At 64.1% G+C, this 25652-nt stretch carries 22 protein-coding genes and 1 pseudogene; 13 read left to right on the plus strand and 10 right to left on the minus strand.

Annotated elements, in window-relative coordinates; all coding sequences use genetic code 11:
* Positions 1 to 72: 72 nt before the first annotated feature.
* The 4 genes from HDG34_RS33450 to HDG34_RS33465 form a co-directional block, all read right to left on the minus strand.
* Positions 73 to 1635 (minus strand): DHA2 family efflux MFS transporter permease subunit, encoded by a 1563-nt coding sequence (locus tag HDG34_RS33450; RefSeq protein ID WP_184066780.1) that lies wholly within the window; start codon positions 1633 to 1635, stop codon positions 73 to 75.
* Positions 1636 to 1669: 34 nt separating this feature from the next.
* On the minus strand, positions 1670 to 2911 hold the full coding sequence (locus HDG34_RS33455; protein WP_184029918.1) for an EmrA/EmrK family multidrug efflux transporter periplasmic adaptor subunit: 1242 nt from the start codon (positions 2909 to 2911) through the stop codon (positions 1670 to 1672).
* An 83-nt stretch (positions 2912 to 2994) separates the two neighbouring features.
* Positions 2995 to 4515, minus strand: a complete 1521-nt coding sequence (locus tag HDG34_RS33460) for an efflux transporter outer membrane subunit (protein ID WP_184066783.1) — start codon at positions 4513 to 4515, stop codon at positions 2995 to 2997.
* A 52-nt stretch (positions 4516 to 4567) separates the two neighbouring features.
* Positions 4568 to 5083, minus strand: coding sequence for a MarR family winged helix-turn-helix transcriptional regulator (locus HDG34_RS33465; protein ID WP_184066786.1), 516 nt, complete (start codon positions 5081 to 5083; stop codon positions 4568 to 4570).
* 326 nt (positions 5084 to 5409) lie between these two features.
* On the opposite strand from HDG34_RS33465, the gene typA reads away from it, so the two are divergent.
* The 6 genes from typA to HDG34_RS33495 all read left to right on the plus strand — a co-directional run bounded on the left by typA (position 5410) and on the right by HDG34_RS33495 (position 15247).
* On the plus strand, positions 5410 to 7239 hold the full coding sequence (typA, locus tag HDG34_RS33470; protein ID WP_090804133.1) for a translational GTPase TypA: 1830 nt from the start codon (positions 5410 to 5412) through the stop codon (positions 7237 to 7239).
* A gap of 405 nt (positions 7240 to 7644) precedes the next feature.
* Positions 7645 to 10506: a 2-oxoglutarate dehydrogenase E1 component gene (locus HDG34_RS33475; protein WP_184066789.1), complete on the plus strand. Its 2862-nt coding sequence runs from the start codon at positions 7645 to 7647 to the stop codon at positions 10504 to 10506.
* 141 nt (positions 10507 to 10647) lie between these two features.
* Positions 10648 to 11922, plus strand: coding sequence for a 2-oxoglutarate dehydrogenase complex dihydrolipoyllysine-residue succinyltransferase (gene odhB / locus HDG34_RS33480; protein ID WP_184029896.1), 1275 nt, complete (start codon positions 10648 to 10650; stop codon positions 11920 to 11922).
* Positions 11923 to 12060: 138 nt separating this feature from the next.
* Entirely contained in the window at positions 12061 to 13503 is a 1443-nt protein-coding gene (gene lpdA / locus HDG34_RS33485; RefSeq protein WP_184066791.1) for a dihydrolipoyl dehydrogenase, read from the plus strand.
* An 88-nt stretch (positions 13504 to 13591) separates the two neighbouring features.
* On the plus strand, positions 13592 to 14689 hold the full coding sequence (zapE, locus tag HDG34_RS33490; RefSeq protein ID WP_090804139.1) for a cell division protein ZapE: 1098 nt from the start codon (positions 13592 to 13594) through the stop codon (positions 14687 to 14689).
* Positions 14690 to 14788: 99 nt separating this feature from the next.
* The gene (locus tag HDG34_RS33495; RefSeq protein WP_184066794.1) at positions 14789 to 15247 is read left to right on the plus strand and encodes a transposase; all 459 of its coding nucleotides are present in this window, start codon (positions 14789 to 14791) and stop codon (positions 15245 to 15247) included.
* Positions 15248 to 15406: 159 nt separating this feature from the next.
* Here the strand turns inward: HDG34_RS33495 and HDG34_RS33500 are convergent, their stop codons facing one another.
* Both HDG34_RS33500 and HDG34_RS39620 read right to left on the minus strand, forming a co-directional pair.
* The gene (locus HDG34_RS33500) at positions 15407 to 15892 is read right to left on the minus strand and encodes a DUF2147 domain-containing protein (RefSeq protein WP_184066797.1); all 486 of its coding nucleotides are present in this window, start codon (positions 15890 to 15892) and stop codon (positions 15407 to 15409) included.
* 201 nt (positions 15893 to 16093) lie between these two features.
* Positions 16094 to 16291 (minus strand): annotated as a pseudogene (locus tag HDG34_RS39620) (ShlB/FhaC/HecB family hemolysin secretion/activation protein); the annotation flags it as partial.
* A gap of 205 nt (positions 16292 to 16496) precedes the next feature.
* Here HDG34_RS39620 and HDG34_RS33505 point away from each other — a divergent pair.
* Entirely contained in the window at positions 16497 to 17213 is a 717-nt protein-coding gene (locus HDG34_RS33505) for a DUF2968 domain-containing protein (RefSeq protein ID WP_184066800.1), read from the plus strand.
* A gap of 241 nt (positions 17214 to 17454) precedes the next feature.
* Here the strand turns inward: HDG34_RS33505 and HDG34_RS33510 are convergent, their stop codons facing one another.
* Positions 17455 to 17646, minus strand: coding sequence for a hypothetical protein (locus HDG34_RS33510; RefSeq protein ID WP_090805694.1), 192 nt, complete (start codon positions 17644 to 17646; stop codon positions 17455 to 17457).
* Between the two features lie 193 nt (positions 17647 to 17839).
* Between HDG34_RS33510 and HDG34_RS33515 the strand changes: the two genes are divergently transcribed.
* On the plus strand, positions 17840 to 18067 hold the full coding sequence (locus tag HDG34_RS33515; RefSeq protein WP_184066950.1) for a hypothetical protein: 228 nt from the start codon (positions 17840 to 17842) through the stop codon (positions 18065 to 18067).
* A gap of 30 nt (positions 18068 to 18097) precedes the next feature.
* On the opposite strand, the gene hfq is transcribed toward HDG34_RS33515, so the two are convergent.
* Entirely contained in the window at positions 18098 to 18583 is a 486-nt protein-coding gene (gene hfq / locus HDG34_RS33520) for an RNA chaperone Hfq (protein WP_184066817.1), read from the minus strand.
* Positions 18584 to 19020: 437 nt separating this feature from the next.
* Between hfq and HDG34_RS33525 the strand changes: the two genes are divergently transcribed.
* The 5 genes from HDG34_RS33525 (at position 19021) to HDG34_RS33545 (ending at position 22817) form a co-directional block, all read left to right on the plus strand.
* Positions 19021 to 19158: a hypothetical protein gene (locus HDG34_RS33525; protein ID WP_167368637.1), complete on the plus strand. Its 138-nt coding sequence runs from the start codon at positions 19021 to 19023 to the stop codon at positions 19156 to 19158.
* 26 nt (positions 19159 to 19184) lie between these two features.
* A complete protein-coding gene (locus tag HDG34_RS33530) occupies positions 19185 to 19745 on the plus strand; it encodes a sigma-70 family RNA polymerase sigma factor (protein WP_184066820.1) in 561 nt (186 codons plus the stop codon).
* A complete protein-coding gene (locus HDG34_RS33535) occupies positions 19745 to 20653 on the plus strand; it encodes an anti-sigma factor (RefSeq protein WP_184066823.1) in 909 nt (302 codons plus the stop codon). The genes HDG34_RS33530 and HDG34_RS33535 overlap by 1 nt, the downstream gene beginning before the upstream one ends.
* Before the next feature lie 97 nt (positions 20654 to 20750).
* On the plus strand, positions 20751 to 22328 hold the full coding sequence (locus tag HDG34_RS33540; protein ID WP_184066826.1) for an FAD-binding oxidoreductase: 1578 nt from the start codon (positions 20751 to 20753) through the stop codon (positions 22326 to 22328).
* 60 nt (positions 22329 to 22388) lie between these two features.
* Complete coding sequence (locus HDG34_RS33545) at positions 22389 to 22817, plus strand: hypothetical protein (protein ID WP_184066829.1); 429 nt, start codon at positions 22389 to 22391, stop codon at positions 22815 to 22817.
* On the opposite strand, the gene HDG34_RS33550 is transcribed toward HDG34_RS33545, so the two are convergent.
* Together HDG34_RS33550 and HDG34_RS33555 are read right to left on the minus strand one after the other, a co-directional pair.
* Entirely contained in the window at positions 22814 to 23752 is a 939-nt protein-coding gene (locus tag HDG34_RS33550; protein ID WP_184066832.1) for a DUF1571 domain-containing protein, read from the minus strand. The genes HDG34_RS33545 and HDG34_RS33550 overlap by 4 nt on opposite strands.
* Before the next feature lie 97 nt (positions 23753 to 23849).
* Positions 23850 to 25637 carry an AMP-binding protein gene (locus HDG34_RS33555; protein WP_184066835.1) on the minus strand — a complete coding sequence of 596 codons (1788 nt, stop codon included), beginning with the start codon at positions 25635 to 25637 and terminating at the stop codon, positions 23850 to 23852.
* Positions 25638 to 25652: the final 15 nt, after the last annotated feature.

The following is a 25652-nucleotide window of genomic DNA, read 5'->3' on the forward strand; positions in this document are numbered from 1 at the left end:
CGAGCGATCCCGTTTTGATCATGCCCTCCGGTGGAGCGGTGTCGAACTAAAGCAACATCACAAACACCCCCCTCAATGCGCCGCGGCCGCCGCCGCTCCCGCATCGCCGCCTGCCCGTTCCGGCCGCGTGATCCAGATCAGCGCGATCAGCGCGACAAAAATACCGGCCGAAATGAAGAACAGATCGTTTACGCCGAGCTGCGCGGCCTGCTGCGTGACCATGGTGTTGAAGAGACCATAGGTCTGCTGCTGATCCAGACCCACCGCGCCCATCTGATGAATCGATTGACCGAACGCCGGGTTGTAAGCATTCGCCTGTTCGGTCAGTTGCGCGTGGTGCATGATCGTGCGGTGATCCCAGGCGGTCTGGAAGATCGACGTGCCGATACCGCCGCACATGATCCGCACGAAGTTCGACAGCCCCGAGGCCGCCGGAATCCGATGGCCCGGCAAGCCCGACAGCGTGATCGACACGAGCGGAATAAAGAAGCCGGCCATACCGATACCTTGAATCAGCGTGGGCAGCATCAGCGAGTACGTATCGACGCCCGTCGTATAACGCGAGCGCATCCAGAAACACAGCGCGAAAATCAGGAACGACAGCGTCGCGATATAGCGCGGATCGGTACGCGGCAGCACCTTGCCGGTCAGCGGCGACAACAGGATCGCGAACACACCGACGGGTGCCATCACGAGTCCAGCTTCGGTCGCCGTGTAGCCGATATCGGTCTGGAGCCACAGCGGCAACAGCACGAGATTGCCGAAGTAAAGCCCATAGCCGATCGACAGCGCGATCGTGCCGCCGGTGAAATTGCGCCGGCTGAACAGCGACAGATCAACCACCGGATGCTCGGCCGTCAACTCCCACACGATAAAAAACGCGAGCGCGATCACCGCGAGGAGCGCGAGCACGACGACCGTCGTCGACGAGAACCAGTCGAGGTCCTTGCCCTTGTCGAGCATCACCTGAAGCGAGCCGACCCAGACGATCAGAAGACCGAGGCCGACGCCGTCGATTGGCGCCTTCCTGATGACCGAATCGCGGTTACGGAAGATCATCCACGTCGCGGCGGCCGCGACCGCGCCGACGGGAATGTTGACGTAGAAGATCCACGGCCACGAGATGTTGTCGGAAATCCAGCCGCCGAGGATCGGACCGGCAACCGGTGCGATCAGCGTGGTCATCGCCCACATCGATAGCGCCATCGGCGCTTTCGCGCGCGGATAGCTCGCGAGCAGCAGCGTCTGCGACAGCGGGATCATCGGGCCGGCCACCGCGCCTTGCAGCACGCGCGACGCAAGCAGGAACGGCAGGTTCGGCGACAGCCCGCACATCCATGACGACAGCACGAACAGCACGATCGACGCCATGAACAGCCGCACCTGGCCGATGCGGTCGGTGAGCCAGCCGGTCAGCGGCACCGAGATCGCGTTGGCCACCGCGAACGACGTAATCACCCACGTGCCCTGGTCGGACGATACGCCGAGGTCGCCGGAAATCGACGGGATCGACACGTTCGCGATCGACGTGTCGAGCACGTTCATGAACACGGCGAGCGACACCGCGATGGTGCCGATCACCAGTTGCGCGCCCTCGAGCGGCGGGTGAGGGACTTGCGCCTGAGCCTGAGCCATTAAAAGAGCCTTCTTTGAATCGTCGGACGGAGCCTCAGCTCTTATGGGCCGCCGGTTTCGCGGCGGCCGCGGCGCTCGCCGCGGTCGACTTCTGCGCGCCGCCGTTCGCGTTCGTGCCGGCGTTTTCCGAGATGATGCGTGCGATTTCCGCATCGGCTTCCGCGCCGTACTTGTCGAAGACGTTGGTCTGGTAAACCGTGGACGGCGCCTGACCGAGCTGGCCGCCGGTGTCGTCCTTGATGTTCACGTCAGCTTGCATCGACAGACCGATACGCAGCGGATGCTTCTCCAGTTCCTGCGGATCGAGCGAAATACGCACTGGCAGACGCTGCACGACCTTGATCCAGTTGCCGGTCGCGTTCTGCGCGGGCAGCAGCGAGAACGCCGAACCCGTGCCGGCCGAGAAGCCGACCACCTTGCCGTGATACGGCACCGACGAGCCGTAGACGTCGGCCGTCAGTTCGACCGGCTGGCCGATGCGCATGTGCTTCAGTTGCACTTCCTTGAAGTTCGCCTCGACCCACACGTCATGCAGCGGCACGATCGCCATCAGCGGCGAGCCGGGCGATACGCGCTGGCCGACCTGCACCGAGCGTTTTGCGACATAGCCTGTGACCGGCGCCGGCAGAGTATTGCGAGCGTGGTTCAGGTATGCGTCGCGCAGCTTCGCGGCGGCGGCCTGCACGTTCGGGTGATCGGCGATCGTGGTGTTCGCGGTCAGCGCGCGGTTTGCCGCGAGTTGCTGTTTGGCGGCGTCGAGCGCGGCTTGCGCGCTCTTCACGGAGTCGCGTGCGTGCGAAATTTCTTCCTGCGATACCGCGCCGGTTTGCGCGACCGTCATACGGCGCTTCAGGTCGTCCTGGGCGCGCGACAGATCGGCCTGGCTCGCCGCGACCCGCGCTTCGTACTGGCTGTCGTCGGCGAACAGACCGCGCACCTGGCGCACCACCTGCGCAAGATTGGCCTCGGCCTGTTCGAGTGCGACGCGCGCGTCGGCCGGGTCGAGCACGACGAGCGGGTCGCCGGCCTTGACGACCTGGGTGTCGTCCGCGTTGACCGCGATCACGGTGCCCGTGACCTGCGGGGTGATCTGCACGACGTTGCCGCTCACGTAGGCATCGTCGGTGTCTTCATGGAAGCGCGCGACGAGGAAGTAGTACAGGCCGTACGCGACCGCGGCAATCAGGATCACGATGACGAGCAGCGTCATCATGCGCTTGCGTTTGCCGTTGTTCGCCGCTTGCGGTGGAGTGGCGGGCTGCTGGGGGGTGCTCATTGATGTGCTCCGGGTTCTTTTGAACGTCGTCGTTTATTCGGGTGTTCGTGTGTATGCGTGTGCGTCGGCGCGGGCGGGCTCGCTCAGTTCGCGGCGGTGCTCGTGGCGTGGTTCGCGGCGTTGGCCGACGCGGGAGCATCGGTCGGCACGACGAGACCGGTCTGGGTTGCGTCGAAGCCGCCGCCCAGTGCCTTGATCAGACCGATCTGCAGACTACGGCGGCGCATCTGCAGACCCGTGACCGTCTGCTCGGCGGCAAGGCGGTTTTCGTCGGCGGTGAGCACCTGCAGCTGCGGCGACAGGCCGGCCTTGTAGCGGATTACGGCGAGCTGGTATGCCTTGCTCGACGCGTCGAGCGCGCGCTGGGCGTCACCCTCCTGGCGGTCGATCGAGCGGATCGACGACACCTGCGTCGAGACGTCCTGCAGCGCGTTGATCAGCGTCTGGTTGTAGTTCGCGACGTCGCCCTCGAAGTCGGCGTAGCGGCCCTTCAACTGCGCGCGCAACGCGCCGGCGTCGAAGATCGGCAGATGGATCGCCGGGCCGAACTGGATCTGACGGCTCGACGCGGTCAGGAAACGGCCCCAGCCGAACGCGTCGAAGCCGAAGCCGGCCGCGAGATTCACGTCCGGGTAGAACTCGGCTTTCGCTTCCTTCACGTCATGCATCGCGGCTTCGACCTGCCAGCGCGCGGCGACGATGTCCGCTCGACGCGCCACGAGGTCGGCCGGGATGTTGTCCGGCAGAGCGACCACGTCGCCGCCGGTGAGCACCGGCTTGTCGATCTGCAGGCCACGGTCCGGGCCTTTGCCGAGCAGCGCGCCCAACTGGTAGCGCACGACGGTGATCTGGCCGTCGAGGTCGGTCAGGTTCGACTGGCTCGTCGCGACGTTGCCGGCGGCGGTCTGCTTCTCGACGTTGGTGTCGAGGCCGGCCGTCACGCGGTCATTCGTGATACGGCCGACGTCCTGGCGGTTCGCGATTTCACGCGCGGCGATGTCGCGAAACGCATACAGCTGCGCTAGCTGGTTGTAGGTGCTCGCGACCGACGCGGCGAGCGTCACGCGCGCCTGCTGCATATCGGCCTCGGCGGCTTTCTGCTGCGACACGGCCTGGCCGAGCCGCTGACGGTTCTTGCCCCACAGGTCGAGATCCCACGACGCGCTCGCGAGCACGTTGTTCTCGCTATACCAGGTGCCGCCGAACGGAGGCGGGTAAAGGGAGTTTGCCGAGTACAGCTCGCGGGTCCACGAATAGCTCGCGCTGACCTTCGGGAACAGCGCTGCGCGCGAGCTTTCAATATACGACGAAGCCTTTGCGAGCCGCGCTTGCGCCTGGGCGATCGACGGGCTGCCCTCGAGCGCTTCCGCGATCAGCTTCGGCAGTTGCGGGTCGCCGAACTGGTTGGCCCAGTCGAGCGATGGCCACTGGCCGCCCTCGTTGGGCAGACTCTGCGTCGACTCGTACTGCGTCGGCGACGCGATCTGCTTGTCGCTTTTGACGCCGAAGTAGTTCGCGCACCCCGTGAGGGCGAGCGCCGTCACCGCGGCGGCGACAGCGGCCCGGCTCGACAGCGCGGGCGCGGACAGGGAAAGGGATTTCATCGCTCGACTCTTCTTTGAGTGGAATGTATTGATGGACGCAGCAAGCAAGCTATTACGATTTGCTATTGGGATGGCTTGCGGCGTCGCGGGAAAGTCCCGAGTGTTCGCCGGAATTGACGAGCACGCGACGCAGCATGCTCTTCAGGAAGCCCACTTCTTCCGGGGTGAACCCGCTCAGCAGGTTATCGAGCACGCCATTGAAAATGGCCGGCATGCGAGCCGCGATCGCATGGCCTTCCGGCGTCAACGCGAGGCGCACGACGCGCCGGTCTTCGTTACTGCGCACCCGCGTGAGCAGGCCGCGCTTTTCGAGCCGATCGATCAGGCGCGTGACGGCGCTTGCGTCGATACCGTATTCACGCGCCAACTCAGCCGCGAGCAGGCATTTGCCGCTCGCCACCATGAACAGGATGCTGCCCTGCTGGCTGGTGATGCCGAGTTCGGCCATGCTGCGCTGTGTGATCAGGTTTGATAGCGTCGATTTCACCCGTGAGATGAGATAGCCGACGCTTTCGCCGAGCTGGTACTCGCTGAGATTCGGCGTGGATTCGTTGGACGGCTCCGTCATGATTCTCGTGCGAATGCAATGGTTGACTAGGCATTAGTATAGCTGGCTGTTGATTGACGCGACAAGCGTTAATACAGCTTAGGCAAGGATTATTTCGCGCTCAAGCAACAAACCGTACGGAATGACGTAGGGCAGGGCAAGGCGCGATTCGCGCAACTCGCGCAGGCGCGGAGAGCGGACGGTCTATCGGGGAATACCAGAAAAGGATCATCCGTGCGTGCTATAATTTTCGGTTCCCAAAAGTGCGCTTTGGGCTTGTTGTCGTGGTTTGGCTCCTCAACCAGCAGCATAAGCAAGCGGCGCACTCAACCGTCTTCAGGTTTCCTATGACCCGCGCCCTACGCAACATCGCCATCATTGCTCACGTCGACCACGGCAAGACCACGCTCGTCGACCAGCTCCTCCGTCAGACCGCCACGTTCCGCGAGAACCAGCAGATCGCCGAGCGCGTGATGGACTCGAACGACATCGAAAAAGAGCGCGGCATCACGATCCTGTCGAAGAACTGCGCGGTGGAGTACGAGGGCACGCACATCAATATCGTCGACACGCCGGGGCACGCCGACTTCGGCGGCGAAGTGGAGCGCGTGCTGTCGATGGTCGACTCGGTGCTGCTGCTCGTTGACGCGGTGGAAGGCCCGATGCCGCAAACCCGCTTCGTCACGAAGAAGGCGCTCGCACTGGGTTTGAAGCCGATCGTCGTGGTCAACAAGGTCGACCGTCCGGGCGCGCGGATCGACTGGGTGATCAACCAGACCTTCGACCTGTTCGACAAGCTCGGCGCCAGCGAAGAGCAACTCGACTTTCCGATCGTCTACGCATCGGGCCTGAACGGCTACGCGGGTCTCACGCCTGATGTACGCGACGGCGACATGCGTCCTTTGTTCGAGGCAATCCTGCAGCACGTGCCGGTGCGCCCGGCCGACCCGGAAGGTCCGCTGCAACTGCAAATCACGTCGCTCGACTACTCGTCATACGTTGGTCGTATCGGCATTGGCCGTATCACGCGCGGCCGCATCAAGCCGGGCATGGCCGTCGCGGTGCGATCGGGCCCGGAAGGCGAAATCCTCAATCGCAAGATCAACCAGGTGCTGTCGTTCAAGGGTCTCGATCGCGTGCAGGTCGACTCGGCCGAGGCGGGCGACATCGTGCTGATCAACGGTATCGAGGAAGTGGGCATCGGCGTGACGATCTGCTCGCCGGAACAGCCGGAAGCGCTGCCGATGATCACCGTCGACGAACCCACGCTGACGATGAACTTCCTCGTCAACTCGTCGCCGCTCGCGGGCCGTGAAGGCAAGTTCGTCACGAGCCGCCAGATTCGCGACCGCCTGATGAAGGAACTGAATCACAACGTCGCGCTGCGCGTGCGCGATACCGGCGACGAAACGACGTTCGAAGTGGCCGGCCGCGGTGAGCTGCACCTGACCATTCTGGTCGAAAACATGCGCCGCGAAGGCTACGAGCTGGCCGTGTCGCGTCCGCGCGTCGTGATGCAGGAAATCGACGGCGAGAAGCACGAGCCGTACGAAAATCTGACCGTCGACATGGAAGACCCCCACCAGGGCGGCGTGATGGAAGAACTTGGCCGCCGCAAGGGCGAAATGCTCGACATGGCATCGGACGGCCGTGGCCGCACGCGTCTCGAGTACCGTATTTCGGCGCGTGGTCTGATCGGCTTCCAGTCGGAATTCCTCACGCTCACGCGCGGTACGGGTCTGATGAGCCACACGTTCGATTCTTACCAGCCGGTCAAGGAAGGCGCGGTCGGCGAACGTCGCAACGGCGTGCTGATCTCGCAGGACGACGGCGCGGCAGTCGCATACGCACTGTGGAAGCTGCAGGACCGCGGCCGCATGTTCGTGGCGCCGGGAGAAGCGCTGTATGAAGGCATGATCATCGGCATCCACAGCCGCGACAACGATCTCGTCGTGAACCCGATCAAGGGCAAGCAGCTTACCAACGTGCGCGCATCTGGCACCGACGAAGCCGTGCGTCTCGTGCCGCCGGTTCAGCTGTCGCTCGAATACGCGGTCGAGTTCATCGACGACGACGAGCTGGTCGAAGTCACGCCAAAGTCGATCCGTCTGCGCAAGCGCTACCTGAAGGAACACGAGCGCCGCAGCGCGAGCCGCAACAAGGTTGCCGGCGAATAAGCCGGACTCGAATATCCGTCTGGATAGCAGGAAGCGGAAGCCACCTTCGGGTGGCTTCCTTGTTTTCGGCGCATCAAAACGTTTGGCGCTGCATCATGCCTGCCACTTTCCGGGGCGGCACACATGTAGACACCCATTGCGCCGTTCGCCTTCATTTCTCACAGAACACTGTTGCGCGCTGTGAAAAGGCACCCCGTCGCCCGCGAAACGTCCGCCATCACAGGCTTTGCGCCTGTGCCGTTCGCTATCTGGGCTATTCGTTCTGTGCTATGCTCCCGGGTGCAAAGTTTTAGGTCCTTCCAAGCAAGACTTGATTCGCGCAATCCGCTAAACGGTCAGGCCGTGTCGCGGAAGGTTCGGTAACCCGCTATTTCTCGAGAAACTCGAAGAAAGGTGAGCGTAAAAATGATGAAGCAATTCCAGTCGAACTCTTATCTGTTCGGCGGCAATGCTCCGTACGTTGAAGAAATGTACGAAGCGTATCTCGATAATCCGGCGTCAGTGCCCGAGACCTGGCGCAGCTATTTCGATGCGTTGCAGAACGTGCCCGCATCGGACGGCAGCAACGCCAACGACGTGGCCCATGGCCCGATCGTCGAATCGTTTGCCCAGCGCGCCAAGGCCAATGCCTTCCTGCCGCGCGCAACGGCCGGCGGCGAAGATCTCGCAACCGCCCGCAAACAGGTTTACGTCCAGTCCCTCATCGGCGCATATCGCTTCCTCGGCTCGCAATGGGCCAATCTCGATCCTCTGAAGCGCCGCGAGCGTCCCGCGATCCCCGAACTTGAACCCGCGTTCTACGACTTCACCGAAGCCGACATGGACCAGGAGTTCAGCGCAACGAATCTGTACTTCGGGTTCGAGCGCGCGACGCTGCGCGAGATCGTCAAAGCCCTGCGCGACACGTACTGCGGCACGATCGGCGCCGAGTACATGTACATCAGCGATCCGGAGCAGAAGCGCTGGTGGAAGGAGCGCCTCGAATCGATCCGTTCGACGCCGAGCTTCAACAACGACAAGAAGAAGCACATCCTGAACCGCCTGACGGCCGCCGAAGGCCTCGAGCGTTTCCTGCACACCAAGTACGTCGGCCAGAAGCGCTTCTCGCTCGAAGGCGGCGAGAGCTTCATCGCGGCGATGGACGAAGTCGTGCGTCACGGCGGTCTGCGCGGCGTTCAGGAAATCGTCATCGCGATGGCTCACCGTGGCCGTTTGAACGTGCTGGTCAATACGCTCGGCAAGATGCCGGCAGACCTGTTCGCCGAATTCGAAGGCAAGCACGTCGATGATCTGCCGGCTGGCGACGTGAAGTACCACAAGGGCTTCTCGTCGGACGTCGCGACGGAAGGCGGCCCGGTTCACCTGTCGCTCGCGTTCAACCCGTCGCACCTCGAAATCGTCAACCCGGTGGTCGAGGGCTCGGCGAAGGCGCGTATGGACCGTCGCGGCGACGAAAACGGCGTTCAGGTGCTGCCGGTGCAGATCCACGGCGACGCGGCTTTCGCCGGCCAGGGCGTCGTGATGGAAACGCTGAACCTCGCGCAAACGCGCGGTTATGGCACGCACGGCACGCTGCACATCGTCATCAACAACCAGATCGGCTTCACGACGTCGGACCCGCGCGACTCGCGCTCCACGTTGTACTGCTCGGACGTCGTCAAGATGATCGAAGCGCCGGTGCTGCACGTGAACGGTGACGATCCCGAAGCGGTCGTGCTGGCCACCCAGATGGCGATCGACTTCCGCATGCAGTTCCACAAGGACGTCGTCGTCGACATCGTCTGCTTCCGCAAGCTGGGCCACAACGAGCAGGACACCCCGGCGGTCACGCAGCCGCTGATGTACAAGACGATTTCGAAGCACCCCGGCACGCGCGCGCTGTACGCTGAAAAGCTCGTTCAGCAGGGCATCATCAAGGCCGAGGATGGCGAGGAATTCGTCAAGGCTTATCGCAGGGCGATGGACGAGGGCCACCACACGGTCGACCCGGTGCTCTCGAACTACAAGAGCAAGTACGCGGTGGACTGGGTGCCGTTCCTGAACCGCAAGTGGACCGACGCGGCCGACACGGCCGTGCCGCTCGCGGAACTGAAGCGCCTCGCCGAACGCATCACCACGATTCCGGAAAACTTCAAGGTTCACCCGCTCGTCGAGCGCGTGATCAACGACCGTCGCGCCATGGGCCGCGGCGAAGCGAAGCTCGACTGGGGCATGGGCGAGCACCTCGCGTTCGCATCGCTGGTCGCTTCGGGCTACGCAGTTCGTCTGACCGGTCAGGATTCGGGCCGCGGCACGTTCACGCACCGTCACGCAGTGCTGCACGACCAGAACCGCGAGCGCTGGAACGACGGCACCTACGTGCCGCTGCAGAACATCGCCGAAGGTCAGGCGAAGTTCACGGTGATCGACTCGGTGCTGTCGGAAGAAGCGGTGCTCGGCTTCGAATACGGTTACTCGACCGCTGAACCGAACACGTTCGTCGCGTGGGAAGCGCAGTTCGGCGACTTCGTGAATGGCGCGCAAGTCGTGATCGACCAGTTCATCTCGTCGGGCGAAGTGAAGTGGGGCCGCGTGTCGGGCCTGACCATGCTGCTGCCGCACGGCTACGAAGGCCAGGGTCCGGAGCACTCGTCGGCGCGTATCGAGCGTTTCCTGCAACTGTGCGCAGACCACAACATGCAGGTCGTTCAGCCGACCACGCCGGCGCAGGTCTTCCACCTGCTGCGTCGCCAGATGATCCGCCTGTTCCGCAAGCCGCTGATCGTCGCGACGCCGAAGTCGTTGCTGCGTCACAAGGAAGCCGTGTCGGATCTGTCGGAACTCGCGAAGGGTTCGTTCCAGCCGGTCATCGGCGAAGTGGACGAAACCATCGACGCGAAGAAGGTCAAGCGCGTGCTGGCCTGCTCGGGCCGCGTGTACTACGACCTGGTCGCGCATCGCCGCGAAGCGAAGGTGAACGACGTCGCGATCATCCGTATCGAACAGCTCTATCCGTTCGCGCACAAGCAGTTCGAAGCGGAAATGAAGAAGTACGACAACGCAACCGAAGTGGTGTGGGTGCAGGACGAGCCGCAGAATCAGGGCCCATGGTTCTACATCGAGCACCATCTGAAGGAAGGCATGAAGGAAGGGCAGAAGCTGGCGTACAGCGGCCGTCCGGCTTCGGCTTCGCCTGCAGTCGGCTACTACGCGAAGCACTACGAGCAGCAGAAGGCGCTGATCGAAGGCGCTTTCGGCCGTCTCAAGAGCGCGTCGATCGCTAAATAAAGAAACAGACGAGCCGGGAAAGCGCAGTGCGCTTTCCCGCGCCGCGCCGAACGTTTCCCATGAGGTTCAGGCGCGGCGTTCACGGTTCGCAGGCGGTCGTGAAGAAGCGCCGTCACCCGATACGTAATCAGGATACTCATAATGGCTATTGTTGAAGTCAAGGTTCCCCAGCTCTCCGAGTCGGTCTCGGAGGCAACCATGCTGCAGTGGAAGAAGAAGCCCGGCGAGGCTGTCGCTCAGGACGAAATCCTCATCGAAATCGAGACCGACAAGGTCGTGCTCGAAGTGCCGGCACCGGCAGCAGGCGTGCTCGCGCAAGTCATTTCGAACGACGGCGACACGGTCACGGCTGAGCAGGTGATCGCGAAGATCGACACGGAAGGCACCGCAGGCGCCGCCGCTGTCGAAGCCGAAGTGAAGCCGGCTCCGGTCGCTGCCGCGGCTCCCGCACCGGCGGCTCAGGCCGCTGTCGCAACGGGGTCGAACACCGCTGCTTCGCCGGCTGCCGGCAAGCTGATGGCAGAGAAGGGTCTGGCTGCGGGCGACGTCGCCGGCACCGGCCGCGACGGCCGTATCACGAAGGGCGACGTGCTCGTCGCCGGCCAGGCTGCTCCGGCTGCCAAGGCTGCACCGGCTCCGGCTGCCGCACCGAAGGCTGCGAAGCCGTCGCTGCCGGACGTCAAGGCCCCGGCATCGGCCGATCAATGGCTGAAGGACCGTCCGGAACAGCGCGTGCCGATGTCGCGTCTGCGTGCTCGTATCGCCGAGCGTCTGCTCGAGTCGCAGCAAACCAACGCCATCCTCACGACGTTCAACGAAGTGAACATGGCGCCGGTCATGGAGCTGCGCAACAAGTACAAGGACAAGTTCGAGAAGGAACACGGCGTGAAGCTCGGCTTCATGTCGTTCTTCGTGAAGGCGGCTGTTCACGCGCTGAAGAAGTTCCCGCTCGTGAACGCGTCGATCGACGGTAACGACATCGTCTACCACGGCTACTTCGACATCGGTATCGCTGTCGGTTCGCCGCGCGGTCTGGTGGTGCCGATCCTGCGCAATGCAGATCAGCTGAGCCTCGCCGACATCGAGAAGAAGATCGCCGAATTTGGCCAGAAGGCGAAGGACGGCAAGCTGTCCATCGAAGAAATGACCGGCGGTACGTTCTCGATCTCGAACGGCGGCGTGTTCGGCTCGATGCTGTCCACCCCGATCATCAACCCGCCGCAGTCCGCGATTCTCGGCGTGCACGCCACCAAGGAACGCGCAGTGGTCGAAAACGGCCAGATCGTGATCCGCCCGATGAACTACCTCGCGCTGTCGTACGACCACCGTATCATCGACGGCCGCGAAGCAGTGCTGTCGCTGGTCGCGATGAAGGATGCGCTGGAAGATCCGGCTCGCCTGCTGCTCGACCTGTAAGCGCACGTTCCACCGACGCCGGCCCGCGGTTTGCGCGGGCCGGCGTCATCCGTAGCACGTCTTTAGCATTCCGCAGTACAGGAACGGCGCGCGCCACCTCGGGTGGCCCGGCGCCGTTCCGCCATCAAAGGGATTGTCATGTCCAAAGAATTTGACGTCGTCGTGATCGGCGCAGGCCCTGGCGGTTATATCGCCGCCATCCGCGCAGCGCAGCTCGGCAAGACCGTCGCATGTATCGAAAAGTGGAAGAACCCGGCCGGCACGCTGAAGCTCGGCGGCACCTGCCTGAACGTCGGCTGCATTCCGTCGAAGGCGCTGCTCGCTTCGTCGGAAGAGTTCGAGAACGCGTCGCATCACCTTGCCGACCACGGCATCTCGGTGGAAAACGTTTCGGTCGATATCTCGAAGATGATGGGCCGCAAGGACGGCATCGTCGAGAAGATGACCAAGGGCATCGAATTCCTGTTCCGCAAGAACAAGATCACGTGGCTCAAGGGCCATGGCAAGTTCACCGGCAAGACGGACGCCGGCGTGCAGATCGAAGTGAGCGGCGAAGGCGAAGATGGTGCAAGCAGCGAAGTCGTCACGGCGAAGAACGTGATCATCGCAACGGGTTCGAAGGCGCGTCATCTGCCGGGCATTCCGGTCGACAACAAGCTGATCGCCGACAACGAAGGCGCACTCTCGTTCGACACGGCACCGAAGAAGCTCGCCGTGATCGGCGCAGGCGTGATCGGTCTGGAACTCGGCTCGGTGTGGCGCCGCCTCGGCGCGGACGTGACCGTGCTCGAAGCGCTGCCGGAATTCCTCGGCGTGGCTGACCAGGCGCTGTCGAAGGAAGCGGCCAAGCAGTTCAAGAAGCAAGGTCTCGACATCCAAGTCGGCGTGAAGGTCGGCGAAGTGAAGACGAGCGCGAACGGCGTGACGATCGCCTACACGGACAAGGACGGCAACGCGCAGACGCTCGAAGCCGACCGCCTGGTCGTGTCGGTCGGCCGCGTGCCGAACACCGACAACCTCGGCCTCGAAGCGATCGGCCTGAAGGCCAACGAGCGCGGCTTCATCGACGTGGACGACCACTGCGCGACGGCCGTGCCGAACGTGTACGCGATCGGTGACGTGGTGCGTGGCCCGATGCTCGCGCACAAGGCTGAGGACGAAGGCGTGCTGGTTGCCGAAGTGATCGACGGTCAGAAGCCGCACATCGACTACAACTGCATTCCGTGGGTGATCTACACCGAACCGGAAATCGCATGGGTCGGCAAGACGGAGCAGCAACTGAAGGCGGAAGGCCGCGAGATCAAGACCGGCCAGTTCCCGTTCATGGCGAACGGCCGCGCGCTCGGCATCAACAAGGCGGACGGTTTCGTCAAGATGATCGCCGACGCGAAGACCGACGAACTGCTCGGCGTGCACATCATCTCGGCGAACGCATCGGACCTGATCGCGGAAGCCGTGGTGGCGATGGAGTTCAAGGCGGCGTCGGAAGACATCGGCCGTATTTGCCATCCGCACCCGTCGCTGTCGGAAGTCATGCGCGAAGCGGCACTCGCCGTCGACAAGCGCGCGCTGAACATGTAAGCACGCACGCCTGACCGAAACGCAACCTTGGCATCACCAAAGGCGGGCGGGGTTCAATCCCTCCCGCCTTTCTTTTTGCAGCAACACGATGAACGTCACCGAATACTACGAAAAAGAACTGCAGACGCGCGGTTATCAATCCGATCCGGCGCAGCGCGCGGCGGTCGACCGCCTGCAGCGGTGCTATGAAGAGTGGGTCGCATACAAGTCGCGCCGCTCGAACGCGTTCAGAAAGCTGATCATTCACCCTGATCTGCCGCGCGGCGTGTACATGTGGGGCGGCGTGGGCCGCGGCAAGAGCTTCCTGATGGACAGCTTCTACATGATCGTGCCGTTGCATCGCAAAACCCGTCTGCACTTCCACGAGTTCATGCGCGAAGTGCATCGCGAGCTCGAAGAACTCAAAGGCCGGGCCGATCCGCTCGACGAACTCGCGCGCCGCATTGCGAAGCGCTATCGGCTGATCTGTTTCGACGAATTCCACGTCTCGGATATCGCCGACGCGATGATCCTGTATCGCCTGCTCGACAAGCTGTTCGAGAACGGCGTGCAGTTCGTGATGACGTCAAACTACGCGCCCGACACGCTGTACCCGGACGGCCTGCATCGCGACCGCATGCTGCCCGCGATCGAACTGATCAAGCAGAAGCTCGACGTGATCAACGTCGACGCGGGGATCGATTATCGCCAGCGCACGCTCGCGCAGGTGGAGGTCTATCACACGCCACTGGACGCCGCCGCCGGCAAGGCGCTGCGCGACGCCTTCGCGCGCCTCGCCGCGGTGCCCGACGAAAGCCCGCTGCTGCATATCGAGAAGCGCGAGCTGAAGGCGCTGCGCCGCGCGGACGGCGTGGTCTGGTTCGACTTCGCGACGCTGTGCGGGGGCCCGCGCTCGCAGAACGACTACCTCGAACTCGCGACCCGCTTTCACGCGGTGATCCTGTCGGACGTGCCGCAGATGTCGGTGCGCATGGCGTCGGAAGCGCGCCGCTTCACGTGGCTCATCGACGTGTTTTACGACCACAAGGTCAAGCTGTTGATGTCGGCTGCGGTGCCGCCGGAGCAGTTGTACGTCGACGGTCCGATGGCTAACGAATTCACGCGTACGGTGTCGCGCATCGTCGAGATGCAGTCGAAGGAGTATCTCGACACGCCGCGCCGGATCGTCGACACGTCCCTAACCTGAGCTACCGCGCACGACATATTTTCAGGATTCGGAGTGGTCTGATATTCCGCGCACGGATGACTGGCTATCTTTTGTCGTTGTTCTGACAAAGGAGGAAGCATGAACCCGTATCGCGAAATCACCGATGAAGAATGGCAGCGCGTTGCGCCACTGCTGCCCGAACTCCGGCCGCGTACCGAAATGCGTGGCCGTCCACTTGCCGATACCCGCTCGGTGCTCAACGGCGTGCTTTGGGTCATGTATAACGGCGCCACCTGGTCCAAAATGCCGCGCCGCTACCCGTCATATCAGACCTGTCATCGCCGCTTCAAGTCGTGGTACGAATTGGGCGTGCTCAAGCACGTCACGGAGCAACTGCTCGGCACCGCGAGCGAAGATTTCTGCAGATTGATGGAAGCGCGTATGCGCATGCACGCGAGCGTGCGGCACAAGCGCGCCGCGTCCAAGCGCGTGCCCGCGGCGTTTCGTATTCCGGCCGCCGCATACGATACGGTACCGGCCACGTCGGTGCCGGCGTCGCCGATCGCTTACGCTGCACCGCTCAAGCAGGCAGCATGAGCATCGCAAACAGCTTGCCCCAATGAAAACGGCCGCGCGATTCTTGATCGCCGGCCGTTTTTTATGTTGCACCTCCTGGCGCAGAGCGCGCATCGTTGCAGCATCATGCGCACATTCAGGCGACGTGCCAGGCGCCACGCATGCGCCGCACGTCGACCCTCATTGCTGCCGTATCCACGTTTGCGAGCGGCCAAGCAGCGCGACCCCAATGTAACCACGCACCACGAGCTTGTTGCCGCCGTCCTCGAGATGCATCTTGCATTTGTAGACCTTGCCGTTTTCAGGATCGAGAATCTGGCCGTGATCCCACGCGTCGCCATCCTTCTTCATGCTGTTGATGATGGTCATGCCGAGGACCGGTTGATCCTTGCGCGCGTCGGTGCATTCGGTGCAACGGCGATCCGGCTGGTCGTTCGCGCCGAGACCCTTGATAACCTTGCCGTTCAGTTCGCCATTGCCGTCTTGTGTGATCTGCACGAGCGCCTTCGGCTGGCCCGTGTGATCGTCGATGGTTTGCCAGGTGCCGATCGGTGTATCGGTCTGCGCCATCGCGGTCACGGCGCTGGCGAGCAGGGCGCCGGCGAGCGCGGCGTGACGGGCGGTGCGCAGCGCAAGCGCGCCGGCACGTCGAGTGAATTGCGTCATTGCCTTCCTCCTTGATATGAGACAGCGCGATCATGGTCGCGCGGCGTTATGGGCATCGTGGTCGGATGTGCGGTACCGGCCCTCGCGATGCGCAACGATGCCAGCGGTGTGCCGTTTGCAGCGTCAGCGCAGAATACGCGAAAGTGCATGTGTCGTTTGATAGTGGAGCTTCTAATCCGCTCGCGGCACTTCTGAAGCGTGTCAATTCAGCTGGTAGCAGAACCTCGCGTTGATGCGCGGACTGTGCGATGCGCTCTCCACCGGCGCATCACCGACCGCTTTTCCGACGGACACATCGAGGCTGTAGCAGTGCGCATATGTGAAGTCGAGCGTGATCGGCCGGTTTGCCTCGACCGTCGCGCCCTAGCCGGAATCGCCCGACGCATCGCCCGGCTCATGGCATGTCCTTGCCGACGAGCGATCAGCGGCAGGGAATCGAACGGATCGTCGTCTACCGCCGCGCCGGTGAGGCGGGACTGCGCTTGTGCCTGTTATAGAAGCAAACGCGCAAGTACCATATTTTCGACGAAGAGCCCGAAACCCGCCAAAGTGAGTAATAATTCCCCGTTTTCTACTAAAACAAAATCTGTTCAACAGGTATCACATGGACCGAAAGTCGAAGCTACGAGAGATTGCTCTGGCCGCATGCATCGTATTGGGGGCCCTTCAGGGCGCGAATGCACAGGCTCTGCAGAACAGTGGTGCGAGCGGTACGGTCGTGTCCCAGCCGGGTACGACAAGTGCGTTGCCCGACACCTCGCAGGCCGGCCAGGCGGAAACCACTGCACTGACGCCGGATGAAAACCGGCAATCCGCCACCGGGAACGTGGCTGAATTGCAGCAGATGATCCACGGCCCGGATCTGAGCGAATTGCGCACCACGTATAACGGCAGCTATGGCGCGAGCCTGCTGTTCTACGGCAAGGAGATGACCTACTACGTCGCGCTGTTCCAGCAGAAAAACTTCTGGCGCGTGATCAAGTCGCAGGACGCCGCGCGCGCCGAGCTGATCTACAAGGATTTCGCGCGGCAGACGATGCAACTGTCGGACATCGAGATCCGCCGTACGCAACTCGAAGCGCAGAAGGCGTTCACGCAGCGCATGGTCGCGCTGTCGCAGGAACGCGCGAGCCGGCTGCAGGCCGACCTCGACGTCGCGCGTCAGCAGCAAAGCATCGTCGCGAGCCAGCAGGAGCAGAAGCGCGCCGAGGCGACCGAACTGGCGCAGCAGAAGGCCGCCGCGCAGGATCAGTTGCGCGTCGCCCAGCGCCAGGTGCGCGACCTGCAGCGTCAGCTCAATAGCGGCTTGCCGGTGCATTGAGCACGACGGTGTGAGCCTGGGTGGAGTGGCGGGACGGCGCGGAAATCGGTGCGCCGTCCGGCTCGTCCGCGGGCGTTACCGTTGTTGTGTTTGATCGGTGCTTTCCACACCCCGCCAGCCCGCGCATCGCACTTTTACCGCCGGGCTTTTCGGCATTTGCACTCGGTATTTTTCGCGAGCCCTGACGGCTCGTTGCCGCGTCGTTGTGCGCCGCCGTCGTACGACGCAAGACGGCGCGACTTCAATGCCGCTTGCGCGTATCCGCTTGCGTTTTGCGCATCCGTTCGCGAGGTGGCTGCGTCACGTCGACGGCGATCGGATCGCTGGCGGGAAAGCTTTCCATCAGCGCTTCGTCGAGCCGCGTATCGGCGGACGTCGGGGGCGTCCGGCGCGTGCGCGCCGGTCGGGAGGCATGCTGGTTTTTGCTGGTCATGGCGCGCTCCATCGGTAGAGGGTCGATCATTCAGCATAGCGCATCGCGGCTATCGGCGAACGACCGCCAGATGGCGCAGGCGCGTCGTTTAAAGCCGGCTGGCATCGATTCGTTCTCCGAGTGTCCCGGCCGCGCTCGAGCCGCGCTCGAGCCGCGAACGACACCTCCATCGATCCATCACACAGCGAACCAGATGAACGGGAAAAAGCCGGCGGGCTCGCGACGAGTGCTCGCAGCCCACGTCGTGGAAGCCGAACTGGAACACCTGGATTGGGCGACGCGGCAACCGGCGCTGCACCTGTTCGACGCCGGCTACTGGCGCCGCCGCGTGCTGGCGGTCAAGGGGAGATTCGAGCTGACCGAGCGTCAGCTGACCCAACTGGAGAAAATTCCGCGGCGCCTCGGTTCGTCCGCGGAGTAGCGAGGCGCGGCCGCTACAGCTTCTTCGTATTTATTCCTGATTGCCGCCGGGGCTGCCGCCGCCGTGGTTGCCGCCGTGGTTGCCGCCATGATTGCCGCTTTCGCCGCCGGTGCCGAACAGACGCCGCCGCCGCGTGACGACCACCGGACCTTCGGAGTTGCCGCTGCGCTCGCTCGGCGCGCGTTCCGCCGACGGCGTGCCGTACGATTCACGCCCTTCGCGCGGCTCGCGATGTTCGCGCGAACCATGGGGACCGCGCGCGCCATGTTCGCCATGCGACGTTCGGCCCGTGCGCGGCGCCGGCCGCGTGCCGGTGTCGAGCTGGATCGTGGAGATCGCGCGCTTGTAGATGCCTTGCAGGCCAACCGGCGTGCGCAGCATCACCAGGTACTGATCGAACGACTCGATGCATCCGGTCAGGCGGATGCCGTTGACCAGATAGATTTCGACGCGCTTTCGTTCCTTGCGCGCAGCGTTCATGAAGTCGTTTTGCGGATGCGATTCTGCGGAAGCCATGGACAATTCAGGTTAGATAGACGGTGGTTCGCCGCGATTTTACCCTTTCTACCCTATGCGGGGGCAGAACGCGTCGACGGGGCGAACTTTGTCCACTATAACGACTTGTGAGCACATAAGCATCCGATAACGTGGGACTGTAACGTTGAGTTACGAATCAGCTGGTCAATGTCGTCTTCTTCCGGTCTCTCCAGGCATTGCCGGCATGGTTGGCGGAAAAGGAAGAACATAGGGGCATGTTGCGCGACCACGGCGGCGGCGTCGAAGCGCCGCGAAAAGCCCGGAGAAACAGCGCAGCGAAACAGCGCCACGACGGCGATGGAATAAACCACGCGATCGCGGCGTTGAGTCCAGTATGGCAGTACCGCATTCCGCGGCCTGCCGCCCGCCGCGCCGGTCGGTCGATCGCGTGCCGGGCATCTGCCAGGAGGCTCACCATGAAAGCATCCCGTATTCTGTCAGCGCTCTTCGTCCTGCTCGCGCTCGCGTGCGGCTCCCTCGCGCACGCGGCCGATACCGACAACGCCGCGTCGGGTTCGAGCAACAACAGCAACAGCAGCGGCGGCGGCTACTAACGCCGCGACCGGGCCTGGCACGCCGGGTGACATTCGAAGCGGAAGTGATCGCGTGGCTGCCCCAGCTGCGCCGCTATGCGCGCGCGCTGACGGGCGACCGCGCCTGGGCCGACGATCTCGTGCAGGATACGGCGGAGCGCGCGCTTGCGCGCTGGTCGGCATTCCGGCCGAACAGCAACCTGCGCGCGTGGCTGCTGACGATCCTGCGGCATCTGTACATCGACCAGCTGCGCGGGCGCCGCGAGATCGCCGTCGACGACGAAAGCGCGCCGTGGCGCAATCTCGAGGCGCCGCAAGGTGAGGTCGACGGTCTGGTGCTGCGCGACGTGCAGCGCGCGCTGTACTGCCTGCCGCTCGAGCAGCGTGAGGTGCTGCTGCTGGTGTGCGTCGAGGACCTGTCGTACCAGCAGGCATCGAGCGCGCTGGGGGTGCCGATCGGTACGGTGATGTCGCGGCTGTCGCGGGCGCGCGAGCATATGCGCGCGTTGCTGTGCGAGGAGCCGCCAGGACCGATGCACGGACCGCAGCCCCGTGCGCCGCGGGCGGCGCATAAAGTCGCGCCGCTGAAAGTGGTGAGAAACCGATAATGAACAACGATGACTCCGATTCCGGCTTGCATGACGAGCTCGATCTGCGCGCGCTGTCGGCCTATGTCGATGGCGAATTGCCGGAAGAGCAGCGCGCCGCGATCGAAACGCAGCTTCGCCAGCATCCGCAGGCCACCGCGCGCGTGGCCGCGTGGCGCGCGCAGAAGGCGGCGCTGCGGGCGCTGTGCGGCGCGCCGGACAGCGATGCGCGGCAAGCGCAAGCAGGGCAGCGGGCCGACGATCGGCAGCAAGCCGCTGAAGCCGGCGAGCGAAGCTATGCAGGCAGCCAGCCCACGGAGGCGGAGGAGCCGGCTTTTATCGTCGTGCGTCGGACGCGGCCGTGGTGGCAGCGCGCGGGTCTCGCCGCCTGCTGGCTCGCGGCTGGCGCCGGGCTCGCGCTGGCGCTCGGTCCGCTCGCGCCGCGGCTGACCGGCGGCGCGTGGAGCGGCTTCGGCGGACAGCCGGCCGGTTTTGCGCAGCGCGCGGATGTCGCGTACGCGGTGTACTCGCCGGAGCGGCGTCATCCGGTCGAAGTCGCCGCGAGCGAAGAGGAGCATCTGATCACCTGGCTGTCGAAGCGGCTGAATCGTCCGCTGTCGGTGCCGTCGCTGCAGGAGTATGGTTATTCGCTGGTGGGCGGCCGGCTGTTGCCCGGCGAGGCCGGGCCGGCTGCGCAGTTCATGTACGAGAACCAGACCGGCGCGCGCCTGACGCTGTACGTGACCGGCGTCACCCGCAACGAAACCGCGTTCCGCCTGTTTCGCGACGGCAACCGCCGCACCTTCTACTGGATCAGCGACGGCATGGGCTACGCGTTGTCTGGCGCGATCGCGGAAGGCAAGCTGCGCGAGATCGCGATCGACGTGTGCAGCGAGCTCGGTGGTAAGCCCGAGACGTGGCAGCAGTAGCGGGCGGTAGCGTGTCGTCAAGGCCGTCAGCGGCGACGCACGCATAGCTTGCCCGCGCGACTGCACCCGCGGGTTGCCCGACCGACAAGGAGACGCCTTGCCCCAGACGCTGCCGCCCAACCTGTCCGCCGCGCAGTTCGACCGGGCGCTCGCCGGCTGGCGCGCGATCGTCGGTGAAGCGCACGTGCTGCGTTCCGACGCCGGCCTCGCCGCCTATGTCGATCCGTTCGCTCCTGGCGAGCCGGGGGCGTTTGTCGCGAGCGCCGCGCTGCTGCCCGCGTCGGTCGATGAAATCCGCGCGGTGCTGCGCATCGCCAATCAGTACCGGATTCCGCTGTGGACCGTGTCGACCGGGCGCAACTTCGCGTACGGCGGCGCGGCGCCGCGTCTCAGCGGCTCGGTCGTGCTCGACTTGCAGCGCATGAACCGCATCCTCGAAGTCAACGAAACGCTCGCCTATGCGCTGGTCGAACCGGGCGTCAGCTATTTCGATCTGTACGCGCATCTGCGCGACAAGGGCTACAAGCTGTGGGTCGATCCACCGGCTGCCGGCTGGGGCAGTGTGGTCGGCAACACGCTGGAGCGCGGCTTCGGCTATACCGACTACGGCGATCACGCGGCGGCCCAATGCGGGATGGAGGTCGTGCTCGCCAACGGCGACGTGCTGCGCACCGGCATGGGCGGCGTCGAGATCGGCACTGCGTGGCAGCTTTATCAGCCGGGCTACGGGCCGTCGTTCGATGCGATGTTCATGCAGTCGAACTACGGCATCGTGACGAAACTCGGCGTGTGGCTGATGCCCGCGCCGCCCGCGTATCTGCTCGGCGAAATCCAGTTTCGTCGCGAGGCCGATCTGGAGGAGATTGTCGAGATTCTGCGGCCGTTGCGGCTCGACGGCACGATCCGCAATCACGCGGTGATCGAGGGCGGATTGCGGCGCGCGGCGAGCCTGTCGCCACGCCGGCAGTGGTACGACGGCGCGGGCGCGATGCCCGGGAGCGCGGTGCAGGCGATGCTCGACAAACTCGGCGTCGGGCGCTGGAACCTGCATTTCGCGCTGTACGGCACGCCCGAGTTGATCGATGCGCGCTACGCGCTGATCGAGCGCGCGTTCGCGCGGGTGCCGGAGGCGCGGCTCATGGCGGCGCGCTATGCGGGCGATGCTCAGCCGACTGGCGGCGGCGATCGCAACATGGCCGGCATTCCCGCGATGACCGCGTTTCGCATGCTCGACTGGCGCGGCGGCGCGGGCGCGCACGTCGACTTCGCGCCGATCTGTCCGGCGACCGGGCGCGACGCGATGCGCCAGTACACGATGGTGAAAGCGCGTGCCGCCGAATACGGCTTCGACTACTACGGTGGCTTCACCGCGGGCGCGCGGCATCTGCATCATATTTTCGCGGCGATTTTCGATCGCGACGACGCGAACCAGGTGGAGCAGGCCGGCGCGCTGCTGCGCTCGCTGATGAGCGACGCGCGCGCGGCCGGCTACGGCGAATATCGCGCGCATCTCGCGTACATGGATTTCGCGGCCGCGCAATACAGCTTCAACGACGGTGCGTCGCTGCGCTTCGCCGAAACGCTGAAGGATGCGCTCGATCCGAACGGCATTCTCGCGCCGGGCAAGCAGGGCATCTGGCCGGCGGCGTGGCGCGACCGGCGCGGGTACACGTGAACGACGCGTACGGACACGCACGGCAAACCGAAGCGCAAACAGAACGGAACGTACACGCCAATGGATCGACGCACTTTCATGCTCACCGGTGCATGCCTCGCGACGGCCGCGGGCGGCGCATGGCCGTGGCTCGCGCGAGCCGCCGCGTGCGCTGACGATGCGCGCGCGTTCGCGATCGTCGACTCGACGCTCGAATGCGGCGCGTCGTTCGCACGCTATGCCGCGCATCTTCGCTTGCCGACCTTCGAAACCGGCGACGATGCGGGTGCGCTCTGGTTCACCACACTTGCGCCACTGCTCGACGATGGGCGGACCCCGCACGTGATGCCCGCGCTGATCGGCTTCACGCGCGCGTCCGATTACTTCGTCCTGCAACACCTCGCGCTTCGCACGGGACGCTTCGTCGAGCATCGTCACGAAGCGCGCGCGGGGCTGGACGCGCAACCCGCCCACGTGGCCTTCGCGCTGACGCCGCGCAGCGCGCGCTAGAACTTGTAGTCCTTGTTCTTCGGATCGAAGGTCGAATCGTCGAATGTCTTCGGCGTGATGCTCTCGAACACGATCTGCTCGAAAATCTTGCCGTCGTTGTCGTAAGACTGGACGCTGCGAAAGAACGGATGACGCAGATCGAGCCCGAGCGTTTCCTTTTTCGCGTAGAACTGTGGCTGGCCGACCGGTGTTTCGAACGTGAACGCGACGACGCGCACACCGTCGATGGTCTTCACTGCGATCCGCACCGAACGTGGCAAGCCGGCCTCGGTGTATTTTTTTCCTTCACTCAGGTATTGATCGGCAACGTACTCGGTGCCGAGATCGCGCACGCTGTGATTCGATTGCGAGCGTGCGAGCGCGCCGGTCAGCGACGTCCACAACGGCATCACGTTCATGATGCCGCCGAGGTGGCCGTAGGTTTCGTCGCTACGTTTCGATTCGTCGTAGATGATTTCCTGGCCCGCGTGCGCGCCGTCGGCCAGCCACTTCGCGTAGATGCGCAGCGGGTCGTGCGCGACGCGCACCAGCATGTGATCGGGCTTGTCGGGCCAGATGCCGCGAATGCGCTCGGAGCGCGACATCGTGAACTCGTACGACGGGTAGTCGTTCGGCCCTTCCTTGATATAGCGCGGCAGCGCGAGCGGATCGAGCGACTGGAACAGCGCGACCAGTTGCGCGTCGTCGAGCTTTTCGAGCGTGCGGCTTTGCTGCGCGGCGCGCAGCCATTTGACCTGCTGGTCGAGCGTCAGCATGCCGACCTGCGCGGCCGGCGTGGTGGGTGGCTTGACGGCGCTCGCGGTGTTGAGCGGGGGCGGGCGATCGTCGTTCTGCGCGAAGGCCGTCGGCACCGACAGCAGGCCGAGCGCGACGAGCAGCGCACCCAGCAAGCGCTGTCGCCGGCGATGCGAACGGGCGGTCATGCGGTGCTTCATGAATTTCTCCAGAAAGTGACGCGGCCGCTCATGCAACCTGCAAGGCAATAACGCGAAGCAACAAAGCAATAACGCTTTGAAGCAACGCTTATTCCCGTCAGGCGGACTTCTGTTTCGCGAGTTCCTCGTCGCGCAACGCACGGCGCAGAATTTTGCCGACGTTGGTTTGCGGCAGCTCGTCGCGGAATTCGACGAGCTTCGGCACCTTGTAGCCAGTCAGATTCTTGCGGCAGTACGCAATCACCTGCTCGGCGGTCAGTGTCGGCGTGCGCCGCACGATGAACACCTTCACGCGCTCGCCCTGCGCGGGGTCGGACACGCCGATCGCGGCGACTTCGCGCACGTCCGGATGCGCGGCGATCACGTCCTCGATTTCGTTCGGATACACGTTGAAGCCCGACACGAGGATCATGTCCTTCTTGCGATCGATCAGACGGATAAAGCCGCGCGAGTCCATCACGCCGATGTCGCCGGTCGCGAGCCAGCCGTCGTCGTCGATCACCTTCGCGGTTTCGTCGGGCCGGTTCCAGTAGCCCTTCATGACCTGCGGGCCCTTCACGCACAGCTCGCCCGCCTCGCCGATATTGGCCCAGCTGCCGTCGTCTTTCCTGAAGCGCACCTGCGTGGACGGCGCGGGCAAGCCGATCGAGCCCTCGAAGTCGCGCAGATTGGTCACATCGACCGGATTCATCGAGACGATCGGCGAGCACTCGGTGAGTCCGTAGCCCTCGATGATCGGCTTGCCCGTCACCGCCTTGAAGCGCTCGGCGACGGCTTTCTGCGTCGCCATGCCGCCCGCCATCGCGAGCTTCAGGTCCGAGAAGTCGCGCCGACAGAATTCCTCGTTGTCGAGGAACGCGTTATAGAGCGTGTTGACCGCGGTCATGCCGGTGAATTTTTCGTGACGGATGATCATCATCACGCGCTTCATGTCGCGCGGATTCGCGATCAGGATGTTGCGCCCGCCGAGCCCCATGAAGATCAGCGCATTCACGGTCAGCGAGTAGATGTGATAAAGCGGCAGCGGCGTGAGCACCGTTTCGCCCTCGCCGGACAGCTGCCCCGCGGCCCACGCCTTCGCCTGCAACAGATTGGCGAGGATGTTCCGGTGCGTGAGCATCGCGCCTTTCGCGACGCCGGTCGTGCCGCCCGTGTATTGCAGGAACGCGATGTCTTCGTGGGTCGCGCGCACCGGTGTGTGCGGCCGCGCATAACCGGCCGAAAGCGCTGTCAGGAGCGGCACCGCCTGCGGCAGCTTGTAAGGGGGCACCATCTTTTTCACGTGACGCAGCATGAAATTGAGCAGGTGTCCCTTCAGGTTCGCGCCGTCGGCGAGCAGATCGCCGAGCCCGGTCACGATCACGTTGCGCACCTTGGTGCCGGGCAATGCATCTTCGAGCGTCTTCGCGAAGTTCTCGAATACGACGATCGTCTGCGCGCCGCTGTCCTTTAGCTGGTGCGCGAGTTCGCGCACCGTGTAGAGCGGATTCACGTTGACGACCACCGCGCCCGCCTTGATCGTGCCGAACAGCGCGACCGGATACTGGAACGTGTTCGGCAGCATGATCGCGACGCGCTCGCCCGGCTCCACGCCGATGCTTTGCAGGTACGCCGCGAACGCGCTCGCCTTGCGGCCCAGTTCACCGTACGTCAGGTTCGCGCCGACGCTCACGTACGCGACGCGCTCGCGGAACTGTGCGATGCATTCGTCGAAGAACTGATCGATCGACTCGTATTGCGTGACGTCGATGTCGCGCGGCACGTCGTCCGGATAGGACGCGTACCAGATGCCGTCGGTGTTCGGAGCGGGGTGGGGCACCGGGTTTTGACGAGGCGTGCCGCCTGCGTCCGGCACGTGCAGCGGGGCTTGGGTGGGCTCGGTCATCGGTTGCCTCCTGAA

The organism is Paraburkholderia sp. HC6.4b (assembly GCF_014200875.1).
In the GTDB taxonomy this organism is placed as follows: domain Bacteria; phylum Pseudomonadota; class Gammaproteobacteria; order Burkholderiales; family Burkholderiaceae; genus Paraburkholderia; species Paraburkholderia tuberum.